Genomic DNA, 20,385 nt, shown 5'->3' with positions numbered 1-20,385 from the left:
GACGTGAGCAACCCTTTCGCCGGACAATCCATCGAGCGCGCGCGGCGGACGCTGGCTGCGCAACTGAAATCGGCGCAGCTCGACGAAGCCGAGTTCGACGCACGCATCCTGATAAGTGCGGCACTCGGCCTCGACCTCACCGGCCTGGTCACGCAGGCTGCCCGCCCTCTCACCGCAACCGAAGCATCGCGGCTCGCGCAGCATGCACAGCGCCGCATCGCCGGCGAGCCGGTGGCGCGCATTCTCGGGACGCGCGAATTCTGGGGCCTGCCATTCCGCCTGTCGGAAGCAACCCTGGTTCCGCGGCCCGACACCGAGACCGTGGTCGAGCGTGCGCTTGAGCTTTTTCGCGAGCGGCAGGCCTCTCATCCACCCCGCATCGCCGACATCGGCACCGGATCCGGCGCGATCCTGCTCGCGCTGCTGCACGAAATTCCGGATGCTTTCGGCGTCGGCACCGATCTCAGCCAGAACGCGCTCAGAACCGCCAGGGACAACGCCGCGGCGCTCGGCCTCGCCGACCGCGCCGCCTTCGTCGCCTGCTCCTACGCCGCGGCGCTCCGCAGCCCGTTCGACCTCATCGTCTCGAACCCGCCCTATATTCCCTCGGGCGAGATTCCGAAATTGAGCATCGAGGTACGCGAGCATGATCCGCATCTGGCGCTCGACGGCGGCAATGACGGATATGATGCCTACCGCGCCCTGATCCCGCAGGCGGCCGAACGGCTCGCGCCCGGCGGCGCGCTGATCGTCGAGGCCGGACAGGGCCAGGCCCAAAATATTGAAACCTTGATGAGGGGTGCCGCGTTATCGCTGGACAGGCCACCCAAGGCCGACCTGGCAGGCATTCAGCGGGCCGTCTCGGCCCGAAAAATGCCCCCATAAAAGCCGGATTGGGCTGCAAAAACCTCTTGGAATATCGCCTGGGAACGACTACGTTCCGTTCAACACATCGGTGCCGGCCCCCGTAGACCCTACGGGCGAAAGCCGGGCTCTCGGGCGAGAGCTTTACTGATTTAAAGGTTCCAAGCCGCAGGTCCTGTTGAGCGCGATGGCCAGTGGAGCTGCGCTGCTCTCCGACCGCAACGTGAACGAAAGCCAGATATTGCGCTTGAAGACTTACGCAAGAAAGCTGGGCTTGTTTCGGCAGGCGAAATGAATGGGTTCGCTGGCAATGGATGCTGGCGGGTGGGGAACGCGTCTTTGTTGAACGCGATGGTCGACGAACATCGGCAGGGTTCGATCCGCTCTTGCGCGCGGTGCGCGAGGGTTGTGAGCCGCTGTCACCAGGTCACTCCTGGCAATCAGTAATGCGTGCAACCTTTAGGGCTGGAATTGAAGGCAGGACATGAGAAACGGTCAAAACAAGCAGCGGATGCGCAACCGCAACAACAATAACAACAACCGACGCGGCCAGAACCCGATGACCCGGGTCTACGAGTCCAACGGACCCGACATCAAGATTCGCGGCACCGCTTCGCACATCGCCGAAAAGTATCTCCAGCTTGCGCGTGACGCGCGCTCCTCCGGCGACCCCGTTGCAGCCGAGAACTACTACCAGCACGCCGAGCACTATTTCCGCCTGATCGCGGCGGCCCAGGAGCAGTTCCGCCAGAACCAGCAACCGCGCGGCGATGAGCCCAGCAGCAGCAGCGATGACGGCGAGGACGACGGCGAGAATTTCTCGGCCTTCGGCCAGGAGCCAGGCTTCGTCCCGCAGCCCCAGCAGCAGACATTCACGCGCGACCGCGATGGCCAGCGCGATCACCACCACCAGCGTGATCATCAGCAGCGCGACAACCAGCAGCCCTATCAGCGTGACAACCAGCAGCCGCGCGAGCACCGCGAACGCGAGCATCGTCCGCAGCCGCAATATCAGCCACAGCCGCAACCGGCGAACCAGCCGCAGCCCGTCATCGCCGATGCCGGCGGCGTCGATCGCCTGCCGTCCTTCATCACCGGCGCGCAGCCGCAAGTGAATGGCGGCCAGAGCGGCTTCGAGGGCGGTGGCGGCGGCGAGCGCTATCCGCGCCGGCGCCGCCGGCCGCATGGGCCGCGTCCCGAGCGCGAAGCGGCCCCCGCCGCGTCGAGCGACGAGGTCGCCTCGGGCGAGTAAGCTTCTTCTGATGTTCTGATCTGGATCGTCCCGGCCTCGCCGGGACGATTTGTTTTTGACGATGTCCGTTGTCTCTCTCGGTGAGAGCCGCAAGCACGGATCACCTCCCCGTCGGGGAGAGGTGAAGCGAACTGCGCGTCACTGTCGTCGAGGAGGACGGCACCAGCACCGGCTTCGCGAGCGAGGGAATCAGCCGCGCGCGCTCGCGCTTGGCGGGGATCGCGCGATAGACCTGCTTGGTCGCCTCCACGATATGGACGCCGGCAAAGGGCAGCGACATCGCCGCGCCGGCACGTTCCCACATCTGCGCCGATTTCAGCACCCAGCCGCCCGCGTAAGGCGGCATGAACAGCGCCTCGCCCCAGGCGGTCGGCGTGAACCAGGTCTGGCGTAACAGCTCGGTGATCTGCGAGCGCGAGTAGGGCCGGCCGTGACCGAACGGCGTGCTGTCGGTGCGGGTCCACACCCCGCGCCGGTTCGGGATCACGGCGATCACCCGTCCGGACGGCGACAGCACCCGCCACACCTCGCGCAGCAGCGCAGCCGGATCGTCCGACATCTCAAGCGCGTGCACCAGCAGGATGCGGTCGACAGCGGCGTCGGGAAGCGGCAGCGAGAATTCGTCGACCAGCGAGGCCAGCGCCGGCCGGCCCGTCGGCCATTTCAGCACACCCTGGGCCGCCGGCATAAAGGCGAGGCAGCGCTCGGCGTCCTCGCGGAACAACCCCAGATAGGGCGTGGGATAGCCGATGCCGAGCACGCGCTGGCCCTCGGCGCCGGGCCAGCGCTCCCTGATGCCGCGATTGATCATTTGCCGCGCCACGATCCCGAGGCGGCGGGAATAGAACTCGCGGAGGTCGACGACGTCGATGGTCATGACGGCAATGTAACATGCGCGAGGGCACGCCTGCGCGCGGAATATTGCATTGCCTGCGCAACGTTAACGCCATATTTGTCTGCCGGGGCTGAGCGCGATGGAGATGACATGGCCGCCGAAATTCGTACTTTCACCTGTTTAAACGACAATTTCGGTTATCTGATCCACGACGTGGAAACCAAGGCGACGGCGTCGATCGACGCGCCGGAGGCCGGCCCCATCCTCAAGGCCCTGGAGCGTGAGGGCTGGCAGCTGACCGACATCCTGATCACCCATCATCATGGCGATCATGTCGGCGGGGTTGCCGAACTCAAGCAGAAATACAATTGCCGCGTCGTCGCGCCGCACGATAAGACGACGAAGATCGCAAATGTCGACCAGCGCGTCGCCAATGCCGACGTGGTCAAGATCGGCAATTTGCTGGCGCGCGTCGTGGAGACGCCCGGCCACACGCTCGACCACATCTCCTACGTGTTCGACACCGAGAAGACGGTCTTCGCCGCCGACACGCTGTTCTCGATCGGCTGCGGCCGTGTCTTCGAAGGGACCTACCCGATGATGTGGGATTCGCTTCTGAAGCTGCGCGCCCTGCCCGACGACTTCAAGCTCTATTGCGGCCATGAATACACGGCGTCCAACGTCAAGTTCGCGCTCACCATCGAACCCGACAATGCGGCGCTTCAGGCGCGCGCCGCGGAAGTGACGAAGCTCCGGGCCGAGAACAAGCCGACCATTCCTGTGCTGCTGGGCGACGAGAAGCGCGCAAACGTGTTCCTGCGCGCCGATGAGCCGGCGGTCGCGGCCAAGCTTCACATGAAGGGCGCGGATCCCGCTGCGGTGTTCGGCGAACTGCGCGAGCGCAAGAACAAGTCCTGAAGAACAAGTCCTGACGGGGATCGATGCCGACCGCAGCCGAGATCATCGCACGCCTCGAACTCCGACCGCATCCCGAAGGCGGGCATTACCGCGAAACGTTCCGCGATCAAGCCACGGATGCCAACGGGCGTTCGCGCTCGACCCTGATCTACTTCCTGCTCGCACGCGGCGAGCGTTCGCACTGGCATCGCGTCGATGCGGTCGAGACCTGGCACTATTACGCCGGCAGTCCCTTGATGCTGCGCATCGCTCATGACGGCTGCTCGCAGCATGAGGTCCGGCTGGGCACCGACCTCATCGGCGGCGAGCGGCCGCAGGCGATCGTGCCGGCGAATGCCTGGCAGATGGCGGAAACCACCGGCGAGTGGACGCTGGTCGGCTGCAGCGTGGCGCCGGCGTTCGAGTTCGCGGGCTTCGAGTTGGCACCGCCCGGCTGGGAGCCGTAGCTCCACACCGTCATTCCGGGGCGCCGCGCAAGCGGCGAGCTATGATGCGCACTTGCGCATCAGAGAATCCATCTCGCCACCATTGATGCGGATAAATGGATTCCGGGTTCGCGCTCCGCGCGCCCCGGAATGACAATCATCGCTTCCGCAGCACCATATCCTTGGCCGCGATCAGGCCACCGCCGGCAATGAGAATCGCAGCAATCGCGATGTTGGTGCTGGCCTTGGCAAAACCGGCAGCGATGAGGAAGCCGGTCGAGAGCAGCGGCGTCGCGTAGGAGGCGGCGCCGAGCACGCGGATGTCGCCGCGCTTCATGCCGATGTCCCATGCGTAGAAGGCAGCCCCGACGGGGCCGATGCCGAGTGCGATCACCGAGAGCCATTGCACATTGGTCTCCGGCCAGACCGTGGCTTCAAGCAAGCCATGCATCAGCGCGGCCAAAATGGCCGTGGCAAGACAGAAGCCCGCGACGGCATCGGTCGGCACCGCCTTCAATCGACGGGACAGCACCGAATAGCTTGCCCAAACGAAAGCGGCGATGAAGGCCGCGATCAATCCCGGCACCGCGCCCGGCGCAAAGCCGGACGTGTTGCCGGCGAACAGCAGCGCGGTGCCGACGAGGCCGAGCACAGCGCCGATGATGTGATGCGCGGCCAGCCGCTCACCGGGCAGGAATGACGAGAACAGCACGATCAATAGCGGCCACAGGTAATTCAGAAGACCGGCTTCGGCCGGCGGCGCGAAGCGCAGCGCGAGAAAATACAGCGCGTGATAGCCGAACAGGCCGCCGACGCCGACGACCCAGACGACCAGCGGCTGCCGCAGGCTTTTCGCCGCCTCGCTGCGCCCGATCCAGGTGAGCAGGCCGACGACACCGCCAATCGCGAAGGTCATCGCAGCGAGCTGAAACGCCGGGATCTTTCCGGTCGCCACCGTCATCACCGACAGCAGCGACCACATCAGGATGGCGGTCAATCCGATCAGCGTGGCAGTGCGGGGAGTCATCGGCCCAATGTTTCCGTCATGGCCGGGCTTGTCCCGGCCATCCACGTTCTTCCGTGGCGACGGCTGTTGTAAGGCCGCGGATGCCCGGGACAAGCCCGGGCATGACGATGTGGACAATATCAGCCCGCGTGATGCGATCGCATCACACCATGTACTGGCCGCCGTTGACCGTCAGCGTCGAGCCGGTGATGAAGCCGGACTCGTCGGCCGCGAGGAACACGACCGCGCGCGCAATCTCCTCGGGCTCGCCGAGCCGGCTGGCCGGGATCTGCGGAATCACGTTCTTCTCCAAAACGTCCTTCGGCACCGCCTGCACCATTTCGGTGTTGATGTAGCCGGGGCAGATCGCATTGACGGTGATGCCGCCCTTGGCGTTCTCGAGCGCGAGCGCCTTGGTGAAGCCGATGTCGCCGGCTTTCGCCGCGGAATAGTTGACCTGACCGAACTGCCCCTTCTGGCCGTTGATCGACGAGATCGAGATGATGCGGCCGAACTTGCGCGCGCGCATGCCCTCGATGACCTGACGCGTCATGTTGAACAGCGACCCGAGATTGGTGTTGATGACGGCGTTCCACTGCTCGAGCGTCATCTTGTGGAAGGCGGTGTCGCGGGTGATGCCGGCATTGTTGACGAGCACCTCGATCGGCCCGAGATCGGCTTCGACCTTCTTCACGCCCTCGGCGCAGGCGTCGAAACTGCTGACATCCCATTTGTAGACGGCGATGCCGGTCTCGGCCTTGAATTTTTCCGCCGCCGCATCATTGCCGGCATAGCTTGCCGCGACCTTGTAGCCGGCCGCCTTCAGCGCCTTGCTGATCGCCGCTCCGATGCCCCGCGTACCACCCGTCACCAGTGCAACACGTGCCATGTCGTATTCCTTCCCTTGGACTCTTCGGACGTTTCTGACGTGATCGTTTTTAGCTGCGGATTATGCGGGACGTTTGACGGACATCAAGAACAAAACGCCCGGCGTGAGCCGGGCGTCTCTCTTTAGTCGAGGCTTGCGTGGTTGCGAAGAATATTTGATTTGCAACCGCTGCCTTTTTAATCGCGTGCAACGCACGCGCCGACGTGTGCGGCGCACGCGTCAGCTGCGTGTCAGGTCGTCGTCAGTCGCGCGCCACACACATGGCGATGCCCATGCCGCCGCCGATGCACAGCGTGGCCAGGCCCTTCTTCGAATCGCGCTTCTGCATCTCGTGCAGCAGCGTCACCAGCACGCGCGCGCCGGAGGCACCGATCGGATGGCCGATCGCGATCGCGCCGCCGTTGACGTTGACCTTGGAGGTGTCCCAGCCGAGGTCCTTGTTGACGGCGCAGGCCTGTGCCGCGAAGGCTTCGTTGGCCTCGATCAGGTCGAGATCGCCGGCGCTCCAGCCGGCCTTCTTCAGCGCGGCACGCGAGGCCGGGATCGGGCCCGAGCCCATGATCTTCGGATCGACGCCGGCCTGAGCCCACGACACGATGCGCGCGAGCGGCTTCTTGCCTTCCTTGGCGGCCTGCTTCGCGGTCATCAGCACCACGGCGGCAGCGCCGTCATTTATGCCCGAGGCCGAGCCCGCGGTGACCGTGCCGTCCTTCTCGAAGGCCGGCTTGAGCTTGGCCATCGCGTCGAGCGTGGCGCCGTGGCGCGGATATTCGTCGGCGCTGACGACGACGTCGCCCTTGCGGGTCTTGATGGTGACGGGGACGATCTCGTCGCTGAACTTGCCGGCCTTCTGCGCGGCCTCGGCCTTCTGCTGCGAGGCGACCGCGAACTCGTCCTGCTGGGCACGCGTGATCTGCCACTGCCGCGCGACGTTCTCGGCGGTGTTGCCCATGTGGTAGCCGTTGAAGGCATCCCACAGGCCGTCCTTGATCATGGTGTCGACCAGCTCGAAACCGCCCATCTTGACGCCGCCGCGCAGGTGCTGGGCGTGCGGGGCCATGCTCATGGATTCCTGGCCGCCGGCGACCACGATCTCGGAGTCGCCGTTGAGCAGCGCCTGGTAGCCGAGCGCGACCGTGCGCAGGCCCGAGCCGCAGAGCTGGTTGACGCCCCAGGCCGGGCTCTCCACCGGAATACCGGCGGCGATCGAAGCCTGGCGGGCCGGGTTCTGGCCCTGGGCTGCGGTCAGGATCTGCCCCATGATGACTTCCGAGACCCGGCCGGGCTCGATGCCACCACGCTCCAGCGCGGCCTTGATGGCGATGGCGCCGAGGTCATGGGCGGGAAGAGTCGCGAAGGCTCCGTTGAAGCTTCCGACCGGGGTGCGGGCGGCGCTGACGATGACGACATCGTCTGACATGGGCATCTCCTGGGGCTTGAGGTTCTTGTGAAGGGGGCAGGCGGCGCTGGAAAGCAATCGCCAGTCTCGTCAGCCATCCTGTTAACGTCGTTGAGGCATGTCAATCGGCCGAGCACCGAATTCATACCGCAGCGCATTCAAAATAGCGTTCTTGGCGCTTTCGCAAGCAAGATTTTGCTCTGCGATTAACCGTGCCGCACAAAACGGTAGCGTAAGTCCTTTGAAAATGCTTATTTTGTTGCGTTGCGTACTCTTCCCGCCCTGCGGCATTGCCCGACAGGTTCCCGTTCTCCGCGCTTGCAAGTGAGAGCCCATGGCGAAATCAGACCAACCCACCACCATCAAGAAATACGCGAACCGCCGGCTCTATAACACCGGAACGAGCACCTACGTGACGCTGGAAGACCTCGCCGCCATGGTCAAGGACGGCGAAGATTTCCTGGTCTACGACGCCAAGACCGGCGATGACATCACCCGCTCCGTGCTGGCCCAGATCATCTTCGAGCAGGAAAACAAGGCCGGCCAGAACCTGCTGCCGACCACCTTCCTCCGCCAGCTCATCCGCTTCTATGGCGACAGCATGCAGATGGTGGTGCCGAAATATCTGGAGCAGTCGATCGCGACCCTGACCCAGGAGCAAGAGAAGTTCCGCAAGCAGATCGCCAATACGCTGTCCGGGACTCCTTTTGCTCCATTGGAGGAGCAAGTCCGCCGCAACATGGAGCTGTTCCAGCAGACCTTCTCGATGTTCAAGCCGTTCGCAGCGCCCCGTCCGGCCGCCACTCCCGAGCCGGAGCCTGATGCGAATGCCGAGACGCCGAAGAACGGCAATATCGACGAGCTGCGCCAGCAGATGAAGGAAATGCAGGAACGCCTCGAGCGGATGTCGAAGAAGGACGAGTAGTCTTTGATGTGCGCCGGCCCCGTGCGCGGGAGGGCGAGCCATGTCTGACCGAAGCACCCATTGGGACCATGTCTACGCCACCAAGGGCGAGGCCGAGGTCAGCTGGTATCAGGATAGCCCGGCGATCTCGCTCGAGATGATCCGCGCTGCCAACTCCGATCATGACGCAGCCATCATCGATATCGGCGGCGGCGCATCACGACTGGTCGATGCCCTGTTGCAGGATGGATACCGCCGTGTCGCAGTGCTGGACCTCTCCGCCAACGCGCTTGAGGTGGCGAAGAAACGCATCGGCCAAGCCGCTTCGATGGTCGACTGGATCGTCGCCGACGCCACGACATGGCGTCCGACCAAGACCTACGATGTCTGGCACGATCGCGCAGCGTTTCACTTCCTGACTGATCCTGATGACAGGGCGGCTTACGTCGAGCGCCTGCGATCGGCGGTTAGCCCCGGCGGCCACGTCATCATTGCGACGTTTGCACCCGATGGTCCTGAGAAATGCAGCGGCCTTCCGGTGCAGCGGCATGACAGCGCGAGCCTTGCGGCGGAGCTCGGGCCGGAGTTTGAATTGGTCGAGACACGGAGCGAGACGCATCACACGCCGTGGCAGTCGACGCAGGCGTTTCAGTTCAGCCGGTTTCGAAGACGGGGCTTGTAAGGCGTGGCGCGTGCTTGACGTGATGGATTCTCGATGCTCCCACAAGCGCGTCATTGCGAGCGCAGCGAAGCAATCCAGACTGCCACCGCGGGACGATTCTGGATTGCTTCGCTGCGCTCGCAATGACGGAGTACGCGGGAAGCAGCGAGACCTACGCCGCCAGCTTCACTGCATGCGCGAAGTCCCAATAGAGCTTGCGCGCCTTGGTGTAGAACGGACCCGGCTTCAGCTCGCGCTCGTCGATACGGATCACGGGCGCGACCTTGGCGAAATTGCCCGATGAAAAAATCTCGTCCGCGGCCAGGAAGTCGGCATAACGCAACGTCTTCTCGACCACGGTGACGCCGTCGCCGCGAAGCAGGCTGATGACGCGCTGGCGCGTGATGCCGTTGAGAAAGGTGCCGTTCGGCACCGGCGTAAAGACCACGCCGTCCTTGGCCATGAACACGTTGGAATTGCCGAACTCGGCGACGTTGCCGAGCATGTCGAGCATCAGCGCGTTCTGGAAGCCGCGCGAAGCAGCTTCCGCGAGCGCACGCGAATTGTTCGGATAGAGGCAGGCCGCCTTGGCCTCGACCGGCGCGCATTCGGCGGTGGGCCGGCGGAACGGCGACAACGTGATGGCGTTGCCGACGGGCTTTGGCATCGGCGCCTCATAGATGCATAGGCACCAATTGGTGGTCTCGGGGTCGAACAGCACGCCGCCGCCGCTTCCGTTCTGCGCCCAGTACATCGGGCGGATATAGAGCTCGGCATTGGCCGCGAAGCGCGCGATCCCTTCGTTCGCGAGCGTCAGCCAGGTGCCGTTGTCGACCACCGGCTTCAGGCCGAAATTGATCGCCGACTGATTGACGCGAGCGACGTGCCGGTCGAGATCGGGCGCAACACCCTCGAACGCGCGCGCGCCGTCGAACACGATCGAGCCGAGCCAGGCCGCATGCGTGCGCGGGCCCATGATGGACACATTGCCGTCGTGCCATTTGCCCTCGAAGAAGGTCCAGCTCGGCGAATAGTCGATAGGCTTCTTGATCTCGGCCATGACCAGCCTCCCCTTGGAAATATCCGGGCACTATTGTCCCAATTTCTAAACGATTTGCTGCGGGGGCGAGCCATCCTCCCTCCAGGGGAGCGTAAAGCAGGCTAAACCGGCTATAGTGCGGGCAATGATACGGAGTCCGCCATGCCGCTCGATCCGCTCGCAAAGCGTTTGTTGACCATGATGGCGGCGGCTGCGCCGCAGGCGCGGAGCCGACCCAGCGTGGAAGCGCGGCGACAATCGCTGGCAAAGCTGATGCAGTTCGCGCGTGCCGAGGCGCCGGATGTGACCAGCTCCGACGGCGTGCTGACCGGCCCGGGCGGCGAGCTGACCTATCGCCTCTACACGCCGGCAAGCGCTGGGGAGCTCGCACCGGGCTTCGTGTTCTTTCATGGCGGCGGGCTCGTCGCTGGCAGCATTGCCACGCACGACCGCATCGCGGCAGCGCTGGCGCATGCCACCGGCTGCCGCCTCGTGTCGGTCGACTACCGGCTCGCGCCGGAGCACAGATTCCCCGCTGCCGTCGACGATGCGATCGCCGCCACCGAATGGGTCGCGCGAGAGGCGGCATCGCTCGGCATCGACGCGGATCGTCTGGTGATCGGCGGCGACTCCGCCGGCGCCACGCTCGCTGCGATCGTGTGCCAGGAGGCGGCGCAGGCCGCCGGCCTCTCCATCGCCGCGCAATGCCTGATCTGCCCGGTGCTGGATTTCGAGGAGACCTCACCCTCGCGCGAGGCCTTTGCCGAGGGCCACCTGATCGATCGCGCCACGATCGAAGCCGATCTTTCCGACTATCTGCCTGGCGGCATCGACACCGCCGATCCCCGCGTCTCTCCGTTGCGCGCGACACGGCTCACGGGCCTGCCGCCGGCGATCATCCACACCGCCGAGTACGATCCGATGCGCGACGAAGGCAATGCTTATGCCCGCAAGCTGCTCGCCGCGGGCGTCGCCGTCGAGCATGTCTGCCACGACGGCATGATTCACAATTTCCACGCCATGGGCGCGATCCTTCCGCAGGCGCAGCTCGTGCTGTCGCAGATCGGCGAGCAGGTGCGGAGGGCGGTGAAGACGTGAGACGCTCACTTACCCTCTCCCCTTGTGGGAGAAGGAAGAAGGTGTCCAGACCGGATAGATGGGTAACACAGTAGACCGGATGGATGGGTAACAGTTCTCTATCGGCTGGAGGATCAGCCGATGCCTTGGCGAGAGAGCTGTGCAATGGACCAGCGGATTAGCTTCATATCGGAACAGCGAACCGGCTTGTGGACGATGACGGAGCTTTGCGAGCGATACGAGATCAGCCGCAAGACCGGTTACAAATGGCTGGATCGTTACCGGTTGGAGGGACCTGGAGGACTTGCCGATCGCTCCCACGCCGCGCGGGTGCATGGGCGAGCGACGCCGCAGCACATTGTGGATGCGATCGTTGGGCTGCGGCTCGAGCGGCCGAGCTGGGGACCGCGCAAGATCGTCAGCAAGCTTGAGGCTCGCCAAGGGGATGTCGATTGGCCGTCGGCCTCGACGGCGGGCGAGATTCTCAAGCGGGCGGGACTGGTCAGCAGCCGTCGGGTCCGGCGACGAGCGCCGCCGCGTATGGGACAACTGACGGTGCCGCAGCATGCCAACCATGTATGGGCTCTCGATCACAAGGGCTGGATCCGGCTGGGCGACGGATCTCGCGTTGAGCCCTTCACGGTGACCGATGGCTTCAGCCGCTATTTGATTAGCCTGGCGGCGACGGGCAGCACGCAATATGCCGAGTGCCAACCGCTGCTGGAGCGGGCGTTTCGCGAGCACGGCTTGCCGCAGATCATCCGTTCCGACAACGGCTCGCCGTTCGCCTCAACCGGAACCACCGGTCTGACGGCGCTGTCGGTATGGTGGATCAAGCTTGGCATCAGTCATGAACGAATTGATCCTGGCCATCCGCAGCAGAACGGCCGACACGAGCGTTTTCACCTCACGCTTCTGGAAGCCATGCGGCCACCGCCGCCGACCAAGACCGCGCAAGCCCGCCGGTTCGCAGCATTTGTGCGCGACTACAACGAAGAACGGCCGCACGAGGCACTTGGGCAGCGTCCACCTGCCAGCGCCTACCACGCTTCTCCTCGTGCGATGCCAAGTCGGCTTCCGGAGCCGGATTATCCGGTCGAAGCGGCGGTGCGCCAGGTTCGCTCCAATGGCGAGATCAAATGGCGCGGCGATCTCATCCATCTCTGCAGCGCTCTCGCTGGGGAAACCGTTGCCGTGGAGGAAGCCGCTGACGGGCAATGGCAAGTACGTTTCTTCAACGTGCCGATCGGCATCATCGACCAAAAAACATCAACGCTGCGGCGCTGCGCTAGCGCAGCGCCGCAGCGGACCGAACCATGAACGACTGTTACCCATCCATCCGGTCTGTTTTGTTACCCATCCATCCGCTGGACAAGGCAGCATCACGCCCTCGACCCAATTACCGCGCGCGCTGCCACGACATATTCCGGCCAATGCGCGTCGGCATAACGCTCCGCCTGCCGTGCGCAAACGACGTCGGGCGCATGCGCGGCCGCAATCGTGCGCGCGAAGCGCTCTTCGGCTACCGTCACGTCGCCGGGTTCGGCCGACGGTGCAGCGGCGGCGACAGCGGTCGGAGCAACAGCGAGCCCCGCCAGACCAGTGAGCAGGATACGGCGTGACGTGTTCATGGCTGTCGTCCTCCATTGTTCGGCCTGCACTGTGGCGGGCGAGTGTGTCAGCGCGATCACGGCAGGGTACCCGCACATATCCATGCCGTCCATCGCTTGCGGATAGCGCTTGACCAGACGAGCGATCACGTTCCATCTAACAACGGTTTCGCCATCAAATCGCCACGCGTCGGATCGTCACGTGCCTCTTCGCAGCCAATCCCGTCGTCCGGCCATGCGCGCTGCCGCGACGGGATTGCTTTGTCTGGCGATCCCGGCAGGCGCCGCCTTCGCGGCCGACGATGAGGACGAACCGAAAAAGCCGGCAGTGCCGAACATCTATCTCGACCTGCGCACCATCTATGCGGCGATCCCGGCGGGCACGCTCGGGCTCGGCTTCGGCAACACCTCGCTGTCGGCCGCATTCGGAGCGCTGGCGGCGCAACGCGGCACAACGCGGCCAAACGGCTTGCCGGCGGCAAAGGCCGTCGCCGTCGACCTGCCGCTGACCGTCGACGTCAGCGACCGCGTCTCGCTCTATGGCGGCGTGTCGGGCTCCACCATTGACATCGGCGGCGGCTGGTCATCCTTCGATATCACCAGCTGGAACATCGGCGTGCAGGCCGACCTCTACCAGCAGAATGGCGGGAAGATCCCGACCATCACGCTGCAATCGACCCTGACGCAGTCGGTGCCCAACGAGCAGGGCATGACGAATTCCTTCAACAACATCGTGGAATTCGACTACGCGCTCGACGAGGACGAGACACGGGGCTGGTTGGCCGGCCTGCAATATACCACCACCACCATCGCCAGCCCGTTCGCCAGTATCCGGCCGAACACAATCCTCTATGCCGGCGGCTATTATCAATGGCCGAGCAACTGGAAGTTCACCGGACGCCTCGGCATACAGTCTTTCGGCGGCGCGCAGTTCGCAGGCCGAACGATAGCGGAGTCCTTCACCCAGCCGACCCTGCGCCTCGACCTCGACCGCATGGACGACAACGACAACCGCCTGTTCGGCATCACAGCGCAGATCGCGTGGACGCCGAAGCCGGCCTACCAGCTGACGCTGCGCACGCCGCTCTACGCCGTGCGCAATTAGCATGATCCCGGAAAAGTGTGCAGCGGTTTTCCGAAGGGATCATGCTCAAACGAACGAAGCCGCTGCTACTCCGGCACCGGCACGTCGAAGGTGTTGAGCGTGACCGAGACCATGCAGTAGACGCCGACGAGATAGGACAGCTCGGCCGCGCCGTGCTCGCCGAATTCCTTCACTGCCGCACGATAGGTGAGCTCCGGCAGCACGCCACCACCGACCAGTGCCGAGGCCACGTCGTAGGCGACCGCCTCCTGCCTGGTGAGGTCCACCGGCCGCTGGCCGGCGACGATGGTTGCGAGCTTCTCGTCGGAGAGCCCACGCTGCTCGGCCACCAGCACATGGGCATAGAGCTCGTAACCGGATCGGAAATGCGAGCCGGTGACGAGGATCGCGACCTCGCGCACCGGCGCGGGCAGCAGCGGGTTCGACGCAATCGCCTTGACCAGCTCCCACACCGGCTTGCCGAAGCGCGGCTCGCGGATCCAGGGATTCCAGGGCCCGAGCAGCGCGCCGTCGTCGCGCATGTTCACAAAACCCTTGAAGTGGTCCTTGATGCCGGCCTGCATGTCGTCATAGAGCGGCTTCTGTTCAGCACTCAGGTCTTTCGGATCGAGAATGGGAAGGCGCACGGCAGGATCTCCTCGTTGAGAAGACGCAACCGTCACCTGCAGGGGGACGCAAGGCAAGTGAAGTTGCCGTGACGACCGTGCGATTTTACAAGTAGTGTAGAGATGTCCGCACAACCGTGCTATGTCCCGGCATCTGTTATCGCGAGTCATAGAATGATCGATCTAATTGTCGGACTTGATAGTTGGGTTATTCAGGACGGCAACTACGGCGATTTCGCTCAAGCGACAAGCGTCTCATTCGCGCTCGAATTCTACCCGGTAGTCCCGCTTCCGAAGTGCGGTCGATTTGACCGCAAAGCTCCATCACTTAAGCAAATCGTGCAGAGTTCTTACCAAGTTGTTGGCCAGGTTGTGCACGCACAAGAGGATTGGTGGGTACTGGACGCCGGCATCCTCATGTATTGCGACGGGAAGCCTCCTGACAATGTTCGCCTCGACGAGTGGTTGGAAGGACTAATCTCCATTGGAGTAGACCCATTCTTTTACTTCGAAAGCCATGCGCATCAGCCGGGCGCACCCGCCTTGGTCTACGATTGGAAGATCGACAAGATCGAAATGGAGACAGGCCCTTTCATTGAAACGAAGCCAAAGCACTTTGAGCGAGATCCCGAAAAATGCGGATGGCAAGAGGTTGCCAAGACCGATGCATGGCGCGAACAGGGCCCCTATCTGCTCCACTGTACGCGCCTGGGTGGTCCGCGCTGGCCCGAAGGCAGGGATCGTCCCTGACTGGTGCCAGCCGCATCACCTCAGCGCGCTATGCACTTGGGGATTGGCGACATCATCGACCGCGAGCGCCAGCGGCTCGCCTGTCGCCAGGAACGACGACAAGGCCGCCTCGAACGAGGCCGGATCGAGGCCGCGCGCTTTCAACCAAGCGGGCTCATAATAGGTCTGCCGATAGCGCTCGCCGGAATCGCAGATCAGCGTCACCAGCGATCCTGCGAGGTTCGCCTGGCGCATCTCCGAGGCAAGCCGACACAGCGCCAGGAAATTGGTGCCGGTGGAGCCGCCGACTGGGCGGCGCAGCCGGCGCGACAGCACGTTCATCGCCGCAATCGTCGCCGCATCCGGAATCTTCATCATGCGGTCGACCACGCCGGGCACGAAGGACGGCTCGCAGCGCGGCCGGCCGACACCCTCGATCAGCGACGGGCGTTCGCAAACATGGGAACGATCCTGCGTGCGGAAGCAGTCGAAGAAGGCGGAGTGCTCGACATCGGCGACGCACAGCCGCGTCGGATATTGCCGATAGCGCAGATAGCGTCCGATGGTGGCCGACGTGCCGCCGGTGCCTGCACCCATCACGATCCAGTCCGGCAGCGGGCGCGGCTCGCCTTGCAATTGCGTGAAGATGGACTCGGCGATGTTGTTGTTGCCGCGCCAGTCGGTGGCGCGCTCGGCGAAGGTGAACTGGTCCATGTAATGGCCGTTCAGGCGGCCGGCGAGCGCGGCGGCCTCCGCATAGAGGGCGCGGCCGTCGTCGATCAGGTGGCAATTGCCGCCAAAATGCTCGATCGCGGCGATCTTCTCCGCCGAGGTCGTCCGCGGCATCACGGCGTAGAAGGGCACCCCGATCATCTCCGCGAAATAGGCCTCCGACACCGCCGTCGATCCCGACGAGGCCTCGACGACGGGGGTGCCTTCGCGGATGTGGCCGTTGCAGAGCGCATAGAGGAACAGCGAGCGCGCCAGCCGATGCTTCAGGCTGCCGGTCGGATGCGTGGACTCATCCTTCAGATAGATGTCGATGCCTGACAGCGCCGGCACGATCAGCCGGATCAGATGCGTGTCGGCGGTACGGCACTGGTCGGCCTCGATCGCGGCCACGGCCTCGTCGACCCAGCCGCGCCGATAGGCCGGCCCGGCCGGATTGTGCTGGCGGAAGGGGAATGTCTGCATCGCATGAACCTCTCACGATGCGGATAGCGCATCAAGTGCGCAGCTCAAAACTCCAGCGGCGCGTTGTCGACGACTTCCTTCATCACGAAGAAGGTGCGGGTCTGGCGCACGCCGGGCAGCGCGATGAGCTGCTCGCCATGGATGCGGTTGAAATCCTCCATGTCGCCGACGCGGATCTTCAGGAAGTAGTCGAAATCGCCGGCGACGAGGTGGCAGTCGAGCACGAATTTCAACCTCGCGATCGCCTGTTCGAACGTGGCAAAGCTCTCCGGCGTCGAGCGGTCGAGCACGACGCCGACCATCACCAGCGTGCCCTTTGCCACCTTCTTCGGCGCGACCATGGCGCGCACGGTCGCAATGAAGCCGTCCTCGAACAGGCGCTGGGTGCGGCGGTGGCAGGTGGCGGGGCTGATTGCAACGGTCTCGGCCAGCTCGGCATTGCTGAGCCGACCGTTATTCTGCAGCAATCTCAGTATCTTAAGGTCAGTGCGGTCAAGCCGGGCGGCCATGAAAGAAGCTTCCATAAAAATGCAATATCTCGGAAGAACCATTAGCAGTAGATCACATTTCCGCAAGAACTGGCACAACAAATGGGCAATATTCGAGAGCACATTTTCCCGGGGCGATGCTAGGCAACTGCCAACACCAACGCCAATCGGGATTGACCCATGAAGCTCGACAAATTTCCGCGCTATCCGCTGACCTTCGGCCCGACGCCGATCGAGAAGCTGGAGCGGTTGTCAAAACATCTCGGCGGCAATGTCGAGATCTATGCCAAGCGCGAGGACTGCAATTCCGGTCTCGCCTATGGCGGCAACAAGCTGCGCAAGCTCGAATACATCATTCCCGATGCGATTGCCTCCAACGCCGACACGCTGGTCTCGATCGGCGGCGTGCAGTCCAACCACACCCGCATGATCGCCGCGGTCGCGGCCAAGCTCGGCATGAAGTGCCGCCTGGTGCAGGAAGCCTGGGTGCCGCACGAGGACGCCGTCTATGACCGCGTCGGCAACATCATGCTCTCACGCATCATGGGGGCCGACGTACGCCTGGTCGACGACGGCTTCGACATCGGCATCCGCAAGAGCTGGGAGCAGGCGATCGAGGAGGTGAAGGCGGCGGGCGGCAAGCCCTATGCGATTCCCGCCGGCGCCTCCGTGCACAAGTTTGGCGGCCTCGGCTATGTCGGCTTCGCCGAGGAGGTGCGCAAGCAGGAAGCCGAGCTCGGCTTCAAGTTCGACTACGTCATCGGCTGCACCGTCACCGGCTCCACCCACGCCGGCATGCTGGTCGGCTTCGCCGCCGACGGCCGCGCCCGCAAGGTGATCGGCATCGATGCCTCCTTCACGCCGGCGCAGACCAAGGCGCAAGTGCTCGAGATCGCGCAGAACACGGCAAAACTCGTCGAGCTCGGCAATGAGCTCGTCGCTGACGACGTCGTGCTGATCGAGGACTACGCCTATCCCGCCTATGGCGTGCCGTCGGAGGAGACCAAGGAAGCGATCCGCCTCACCGCGCGTCTCGAAGGCATGATCACCGATCCCGTCTACGAGGGCAAATCGATGCAGGGCCTGATCGATCTTGCGAAGAAGGGCTATTTCGAGAAGGGCGCGAAGATCCTCTACGCCCATCTCGGCGGCGCGCCGGCGCTGAACGGATATGCGTATGCGTTTAGGAATGGGTGAGTGAGGGCGTAGCTCTCGCCTCATCCACCGATGTCGTCCCCGGGCAAGCGTAAGCGCAGACCCGGGACCCATACGCCGCAGCAAGAGTTTTGCGAAGACTCGCAGTTGCCAGCTTCCATAACCAGATTGGCCTGTGGTTATGGATCCCGGATCTGTGCTACGCTTGTCCGGGATGACGATGTGGAGAGATCGAGGCTCGCTACCGCGTCCTGACAATCTGCAGCAGCTCGTCGCCGTAATGCTCGAGCTTCTTGTCGCCGATGCCCGGTACGTTGCGGAGCTCGTCGAGCGTGGTCGGCCAGGCCCGGACGATGCCGTCGATGGTGGCATCGTGCAGCACCACATAGGCCGGCACGCCGCGTTCGCGCGCGACCTCTGACCGCCAGGCGCGCAGGCGCGCGCGCAGCTCGGGATCGACATCGCCTTGCGGCGTGCTGGCCGTGGGTGCGAGATCGCCGCGGCGGGATTTGGCGCGACTCGAACGGATGCGGGTGCCCGGCGCCTCCTCGCGCAGCCACACCTCGGTTTCGCCGCGCAGCACGCCGCGCGAGGACTCCGTCAGCTTCAGGGCGCCGAACGCCTCGCTGTCGCTCTGCAAATGGCCCATCGCCACGAGCTGCCGCAGCACCGTGCGCCACTGCTTCTCGTTGAGCTCGCGCCCGATGCCGAACACCGACAGCTTGTCGTGGCCGAACTGCGTGACCTTCTCGGTCAAGCGTCCCACCAGCACGTCGATCAGATGCATGGCGCCGAAACGCTGTCCGGTGCGATAGACGCAGGAGAGCAGCTTCTGCGCCAAAACCTTGCCGTCGCGCATCTTGGGCGGCGCCAAGCAATTGTCGCAATTGCCGCAGCTCTCGGCCATCACGATCTCGCCGAAATAGGCGAGCAGCCGCCGGCGCCGGCAATGCGGCGTCTCGGCGAGGCCGACCAGCGCATCGAGCTTGCCGATCGAGACCCGCTTGAATTCGTCGGAGGCGTTGGACTCGTCGATCATGCGGCGCTGCTGCACGATGTCCGAGAGCCCGTAGGCCATCCAGGCCGCCGACGGCTTGCCGTCACGGCCGGCGCGCCCCGTCTCCTGGTAATAGGCCTCGATGCTCTTGGGCAGATCGAGATGGGCGACGAAGCGCACATCAGGCTTGTCGATGCCCATGCCGAAGGCGATGGTCGCGACGATGACGATGCCGTCCTCGTTGAGGAAGCGGTCCTGGTTACGCGAGCGCAACGCTCCGTCGAGGCCGGCGTGATAGGGCAGCGCCGCAATGCCGGCATCCTGAAGCGCGGCAGCAACCTCCTCGACACGGTTGCGCGAGAGGCAATAGACCACGCCGGCATCACCCATGTGGCGCTCGCGGATGAACTCCTTCAGCTGCGACACCGCGTTGCGCTTGTCGACGATCTCGTAGCGGATGTTGGGCCGGTCGAAGCTCGAGACAAACTGTGGCGCGCCCGTCAGCCGAAGCCGCTCGACGATCTCCTTGCGCGTCAGCTCGTCGGCGGTCGCGGTAAGCGCGATGCGCGGCACGTCGGGAAAGCGCTCGGCGATGATGGAGAGGCCGACATATTCGGGTCGGAAATCATGGCCCCATTGCGAGACGCAATGCGCCTCGTCGATCGCGAACAGCGCCACCTTCGCTTGCGCCAGCAGAGACAGGCAGCGCGGCGTGACCAGGCGTTCCGGCGCGACATAGAGCAGGTCGAGATCGCCCGCGAGCAGGCGCCGCTCGATATCGGACGCCTCCTGCGGCGACAGCGACGAGTTCAGCGCGGCGGCATTGACGCCGGCCTCGATCAGGCCGGCGACCTGGTCGCGCATCAAGGCGATCAACGGCGAGACCACGATGCCGCAGCCTTCGCGCAGCAAGGACGGAAGCTGGTAGCACAGCGACTTGCCGCCGCCGGTCGGCATCAGCACCAGGCAATTGCCGCCGTCGGTGACATGCCGGATGATCTCGCCCTGCGCGCCGCGAAAGCCCGGCAGGCCGAACACCGAATGCAGCACCGACAGCGCGTCGCGGCCGTTGGCCGGCGCAGGCAGCGGAGCGGTGGAGGGAGCGGACATGGGCGCGTCGGGAACAAGGCCGTGAGATTCGTCACAAGGCCAGTCGCATGCTGGCGCGGGCGTGGCAAGGGTATCGACGAGCTGGCACCGCTGCTTCCTCTCCCTCTCCCCGTTCTTACGGGG

At 64.3% G+C, this 20,385-nt stretch carries 21 protein-coding genes; 11 read left to right on the top strand and 10 right to left on the bottom strand.

Features of this window, described 5'->3' with window-relative positions; all coding sequences use genetic code 11:
- Positions 1 to 3 precede the first annotated feature (3 nt).
- A complete protein-coding gene (gene prmC / locus ACVIIV_RS09600; protein WP_456743970.1) occupies positions 4 to 885 on the top strand; it encodes a peptide chain release factor N(5)-glutamine methyltransferase in 882 nt (293 codons plus the stop codon).
- A 463-nt stretch (positions 886 to 1,348) separates the two neighbouring features.
- Positions 1,349 to 2,116: a DUF4167 domain-containing protein gene (locus ACVIIV_RS09595; protein ID WP_456743969.1), complete on the top strand. Its 768-nt coding sequence runs from the start codon at positions 1,349 to 1,351 to the stop codon at positions 2,114 to 2,116.
- Between the two features lie 100 nt (positions 2,117 to 2,216).
- On the opposite strand, the gene ACVIIV_RS09590 is transcribed toward ACVIIV_RS09595, so the two are convergent.
- A complete protein-coding gene (locus tag ACVIIV_RS09590; protein ID WP_456743968.1) occupies positions 2,217 to 2,993 on the bottom strand; it encodes a methyltransferase domain-containing protein in 777 nt (258 codons plus the stop codon).
- A 108-nt stretch (positions 2,994 to 3,101) separates the two neighbouring features.
- Here ACVIIV_RS09590 and gloB point away from each other — a divergent pair, with 108 nt between their 5' ends.
- The gene (gene gloB / locus ACVIIV_RS09585) at positions 3,102 to 3,869 is read left to right on the top strand and encodes a hydroxyacylglutathione hydrolase (RefSeq protein ID WP_456743967.1); all 768 of its coding nucleotides are present in this window, start codon (positions 3,102 to 3,104) and stop codon (positions 3,867 to 3,869) included.
- Between the two features lie 23 nt (positions 3,870 to 3,892).
- Positions 3,893 to 4,315, top strand: coding sequence for a cupin domain-containing protein (locus ACVIIV_RS09580; RefSeq protein WP_456743966.1), 423 nt, complete (start codon positions 3,893 to 3,895; stop codon positions 4,313 to 4,315).
- A 136-nt stretch (positions 4,316 to 4,451) separates the two neighbouring features.
- On the opposite strand, the gene yddG is transcribed toward ACVIIV_RS09580, so the two are convergent.
- The 3 genes from yddG to ACVIIV_RS09565 all read right to left on the bottom strand — a co-directional run bounded on the left by yddG (position 4,452) and on the right by ACVIIV_RS09565 (position 7,609).
- On the bottom strand, positions 4,452 to 5,321 hold the full coding sequence (gene yddG / locus ACVIIV_RS09575; protein ID WP_456743965.1) for an aromatic amino acid exporter YddG: 870 nt from the start codon (positions 5,319 to 5,321) through the stop codon (positions 4,452 to 4,454).
- A 142-nt stretch (positions 5,322 to 5,463) separates the two neighbouring features.
- Positions 5,464 to 6,189: an acetoacetyl-CoA reductase gene (gene phbB / locus ACVIIV_RS09570; protein WP_456743964.1), complete on the bottom strand. Its 726-nt coding sequence runs from the start codon at positions 6,187 to 6,189 to the stop codon at positions 5,464 to 5,466.
- 241 nt (positions 6,190 to 6,430) lie between these two features.
- Complete coding sequence (locus ACVIIV_RS09565) at positions 6,431 to 7,609, bottom strand: acetyl-CoA C-acetyltransferase (RefSeq protein ID WP_456743963.1); 1,179 nt, start codon at positions 7,607 to 7,609, stop codon at positions 6,431 to 6,433.
- A gap of 313 nt (positions 7,610 to 7,922) precedes the next feature.
- On the opposite strand from ACVIIV_RS09565, the gene phaR reads away from it, so the two are divergent.
- Positions 7,923 to 8,513 carry a polyhydroxyalkanoate synthesis repressor PhaR gene (gene phaR / locus ACVIIV_RS09560; RefSeq protein ID WP_456743962.1) on the top strand — a complete coding sequence of 197 codons (591 nt, stop codon included), beginning with the start codon at positions 7,923 to 7,925 and terminating at the stop codon, positions 8,511 to 8,513.
- Between the two features lie 40 nt (positions 8,514 to 8,553).
- The gene (locus ACVIIV_RS09555; RefSeq protein ID WP_456743961.1) at positions 8,554 to 9,174 is read left to right on the top strand and encodes a class I SAM-dependent methyltransferase; all 621 of its coding nucleotides are present in this window, start codon (positions 8,554 to 8,556) and stop codon (positions 9,172 to 9,174) included.
- 151 nt (positions 9,175 to 9,325) lie between these two features.
- Here the strand turns inward: ACVIIV_RS09555 and ACVIIV_RS09550 are convergent, their stop codons facing one another.
- Positions 9,326 to 10,213 (bottom strand): branched-chain amino acid aminotransferase, encoded by an 888-nt coding sequence (locus ACVIIV_RS09550; protein ID WP_456743960.1) that lies wholly within the window; start codon positions 10,211 to 10,213, stop codon positions 9,326 to 9,328.
- Positions 10,214 to 10,354: 141 nt separating this feature from the next.
- Between ACVIIV_RS09550 and ACVIIV_RS09545 the strand changes: the two genes are divergently transcribed.
- The gene (locus tag ACVIIV_RS09545) at positions 10,355 to 11,290 is read left to right on the top strand and encodes an alpha/beta hydrolase (protein ID WP_456743959.1); all 936 of its coding nucleotides are present in this window, start codon (positions 10,355 to 10,357) and stop codon (positions 11,288 to 11,290) included.
- Between the two features lie 120 nt (positions 11,291 to 11,410).
- Positions 11,411 to 12,589: an IS481 family transposase gene (locus tag ACVIIV_RS09540; RefSeq protein WP_456743958.1), complete on the top strand. Its 1,179-nt coding sequence runs from the start codon at positions 11,411 to 11,413 to the stop codon at positions 12,587 to 12,589.
- A 62-nt stretch (positions 12,590 to 12,651) separates the two neighbouring features.
- On the opposite strand, the gene ACVIIV_RS09535 is transcribed toward ACVIIV_RS09540, so the two are convergent.
- On the bottom strand, positions 12,652 to 12,900 hold the full coding sequence (locus ACVIIV_RS09535) for a hypothetical protein (RefSeq protein WP_456748694.1): 249 nt from the start codon (positions 12,898 to 12,900) through the stop codon (positions 12,652 to 12,654).
- Between the two features lie 214 nt (positions 12,901 to 13,114).
- Here ACVIIV_RS09535 and ACVIIV_RS09530 point away from each other — a divergent pair, with 214 nt between their 5' ends.
- Positions 13,115 to 13,984 carry a hypothetical protein gene (locus ACVIIV_RS09530; RefSeq protein WP_456748693.1) on the top strand — a complete coding sequence of 290 codons (870 nt, stop codon included), beginning with the start codon at positions 13,115 to 13,117 and terminating at the stop codon, positions 13,982 to 13,984.
- A gap of 65 nt (positions 13,985 to 14,049) precedes the next feature.
- Here ACVIIV_RS09530 and ACVIIV_RS09525 read toward each other — a convergent pair whose 3' ends face one another.
- Entirely contained in the window at positions 14,050 to 14,610 is a 561-nt protein-coding gene (locus ACVIIV_RS09525; RefSeq protein ID WP_456743957.1) for a carboxymuconolactone decarboxylase family protein, read from the bottom strand.
- Between the two features lie 153 nt (positions 14,611 to 14,763).
- On the opposite strand from ACVIIV_RS09525, the gene ACVIIV_RS09520 reads away from it, so the two are divergent.
- Complete coding sequence (locus tag ACVIIV_RS09520) at positions 14,764 to 15,339, top strand: hypothetical protein (RefSeq protein WP_456743956.1); 576 nt, start codon at positions 14,764 to 14,766, stop codon at positions 15,337 to 15,339.
- Positions 15,340 to 15,354: 15 nt separating this feature from the next.
- Here the strand turns inward: ACVIIV_RS09520 and ACVIIV_RS09515 are convergent, their stop codons facing one another.
- On the bottom strand, positions 15,355 to 16,512 hold the full coding sequence (locus tag ACVIIV_RS09515) for a PLP-dependent cysteine synthase family protein (protein ID WP_456743955.1): 1,158 nt from the start codon (positions 16,510 to 16,512) through the stop codon (positions 15,355 to 15,357).
- Positions 16,513 to 16,556: 44 nt separating this feature from the next.
- Positions 16,557 to 17,021 (bottom strand): Lrp/AsnC family transcriptional regulator, encoded by a 465-nt coding sequence (locus ACVIIV_RS09510; RefSeq protein ID WP_247550406.1) that lies wholly within the window; start codon positions 17,019 to 17,021, stop codon positions 16,557 to 16,559.
- Positions 17,022 to 17,180: 159 nt separating this feature from the next.
- On the opposite strand from ACVIIV_RS09510, the gene ACVIIV_RS09505 reads away from it, so the two are divergent.
- Positions 17,181 to 18,197, top strand: a complete 1,017-nt coding sequence (locus ACVIIV_RS09505) for a 1-aminocyclopropane-1-carboxylate deaminase (RefSeq protein WP_456743954.1) — start codon at positions 17,181 to 17,183, stop codon at positions 18,195 to 18,197.
- Positions 18,198 to 18,396: 199 nt separating this feature from the next.
- Here ACVIIV_RS09505 and recQ read toward each other — a convergent pair whose 3' ends face one another.
- On the bottom strand, positions 18,397 to 20,262 hold the full coding sequence (gene recQ / locus ACVIIV_RS09500; RefSeq protein WP_456743953.1) for a DNA helicase RecQ: 1,866 nt from the start codon (positions 20,260 to 20,262) through the stop codon (positions 18,397 to 18,399).
- Between the last annotated feature and the right edge of the window lie 123 nt (positions 20,263 to 20,385).

The organism is Bradyrhizobium sp. USDA 4354 (assembly GCF_054060315.1).
Note: the sequence above shows the minus strand (reverse complement) of the source record. Positions and strands in the feature narration are given on the sequence as shown.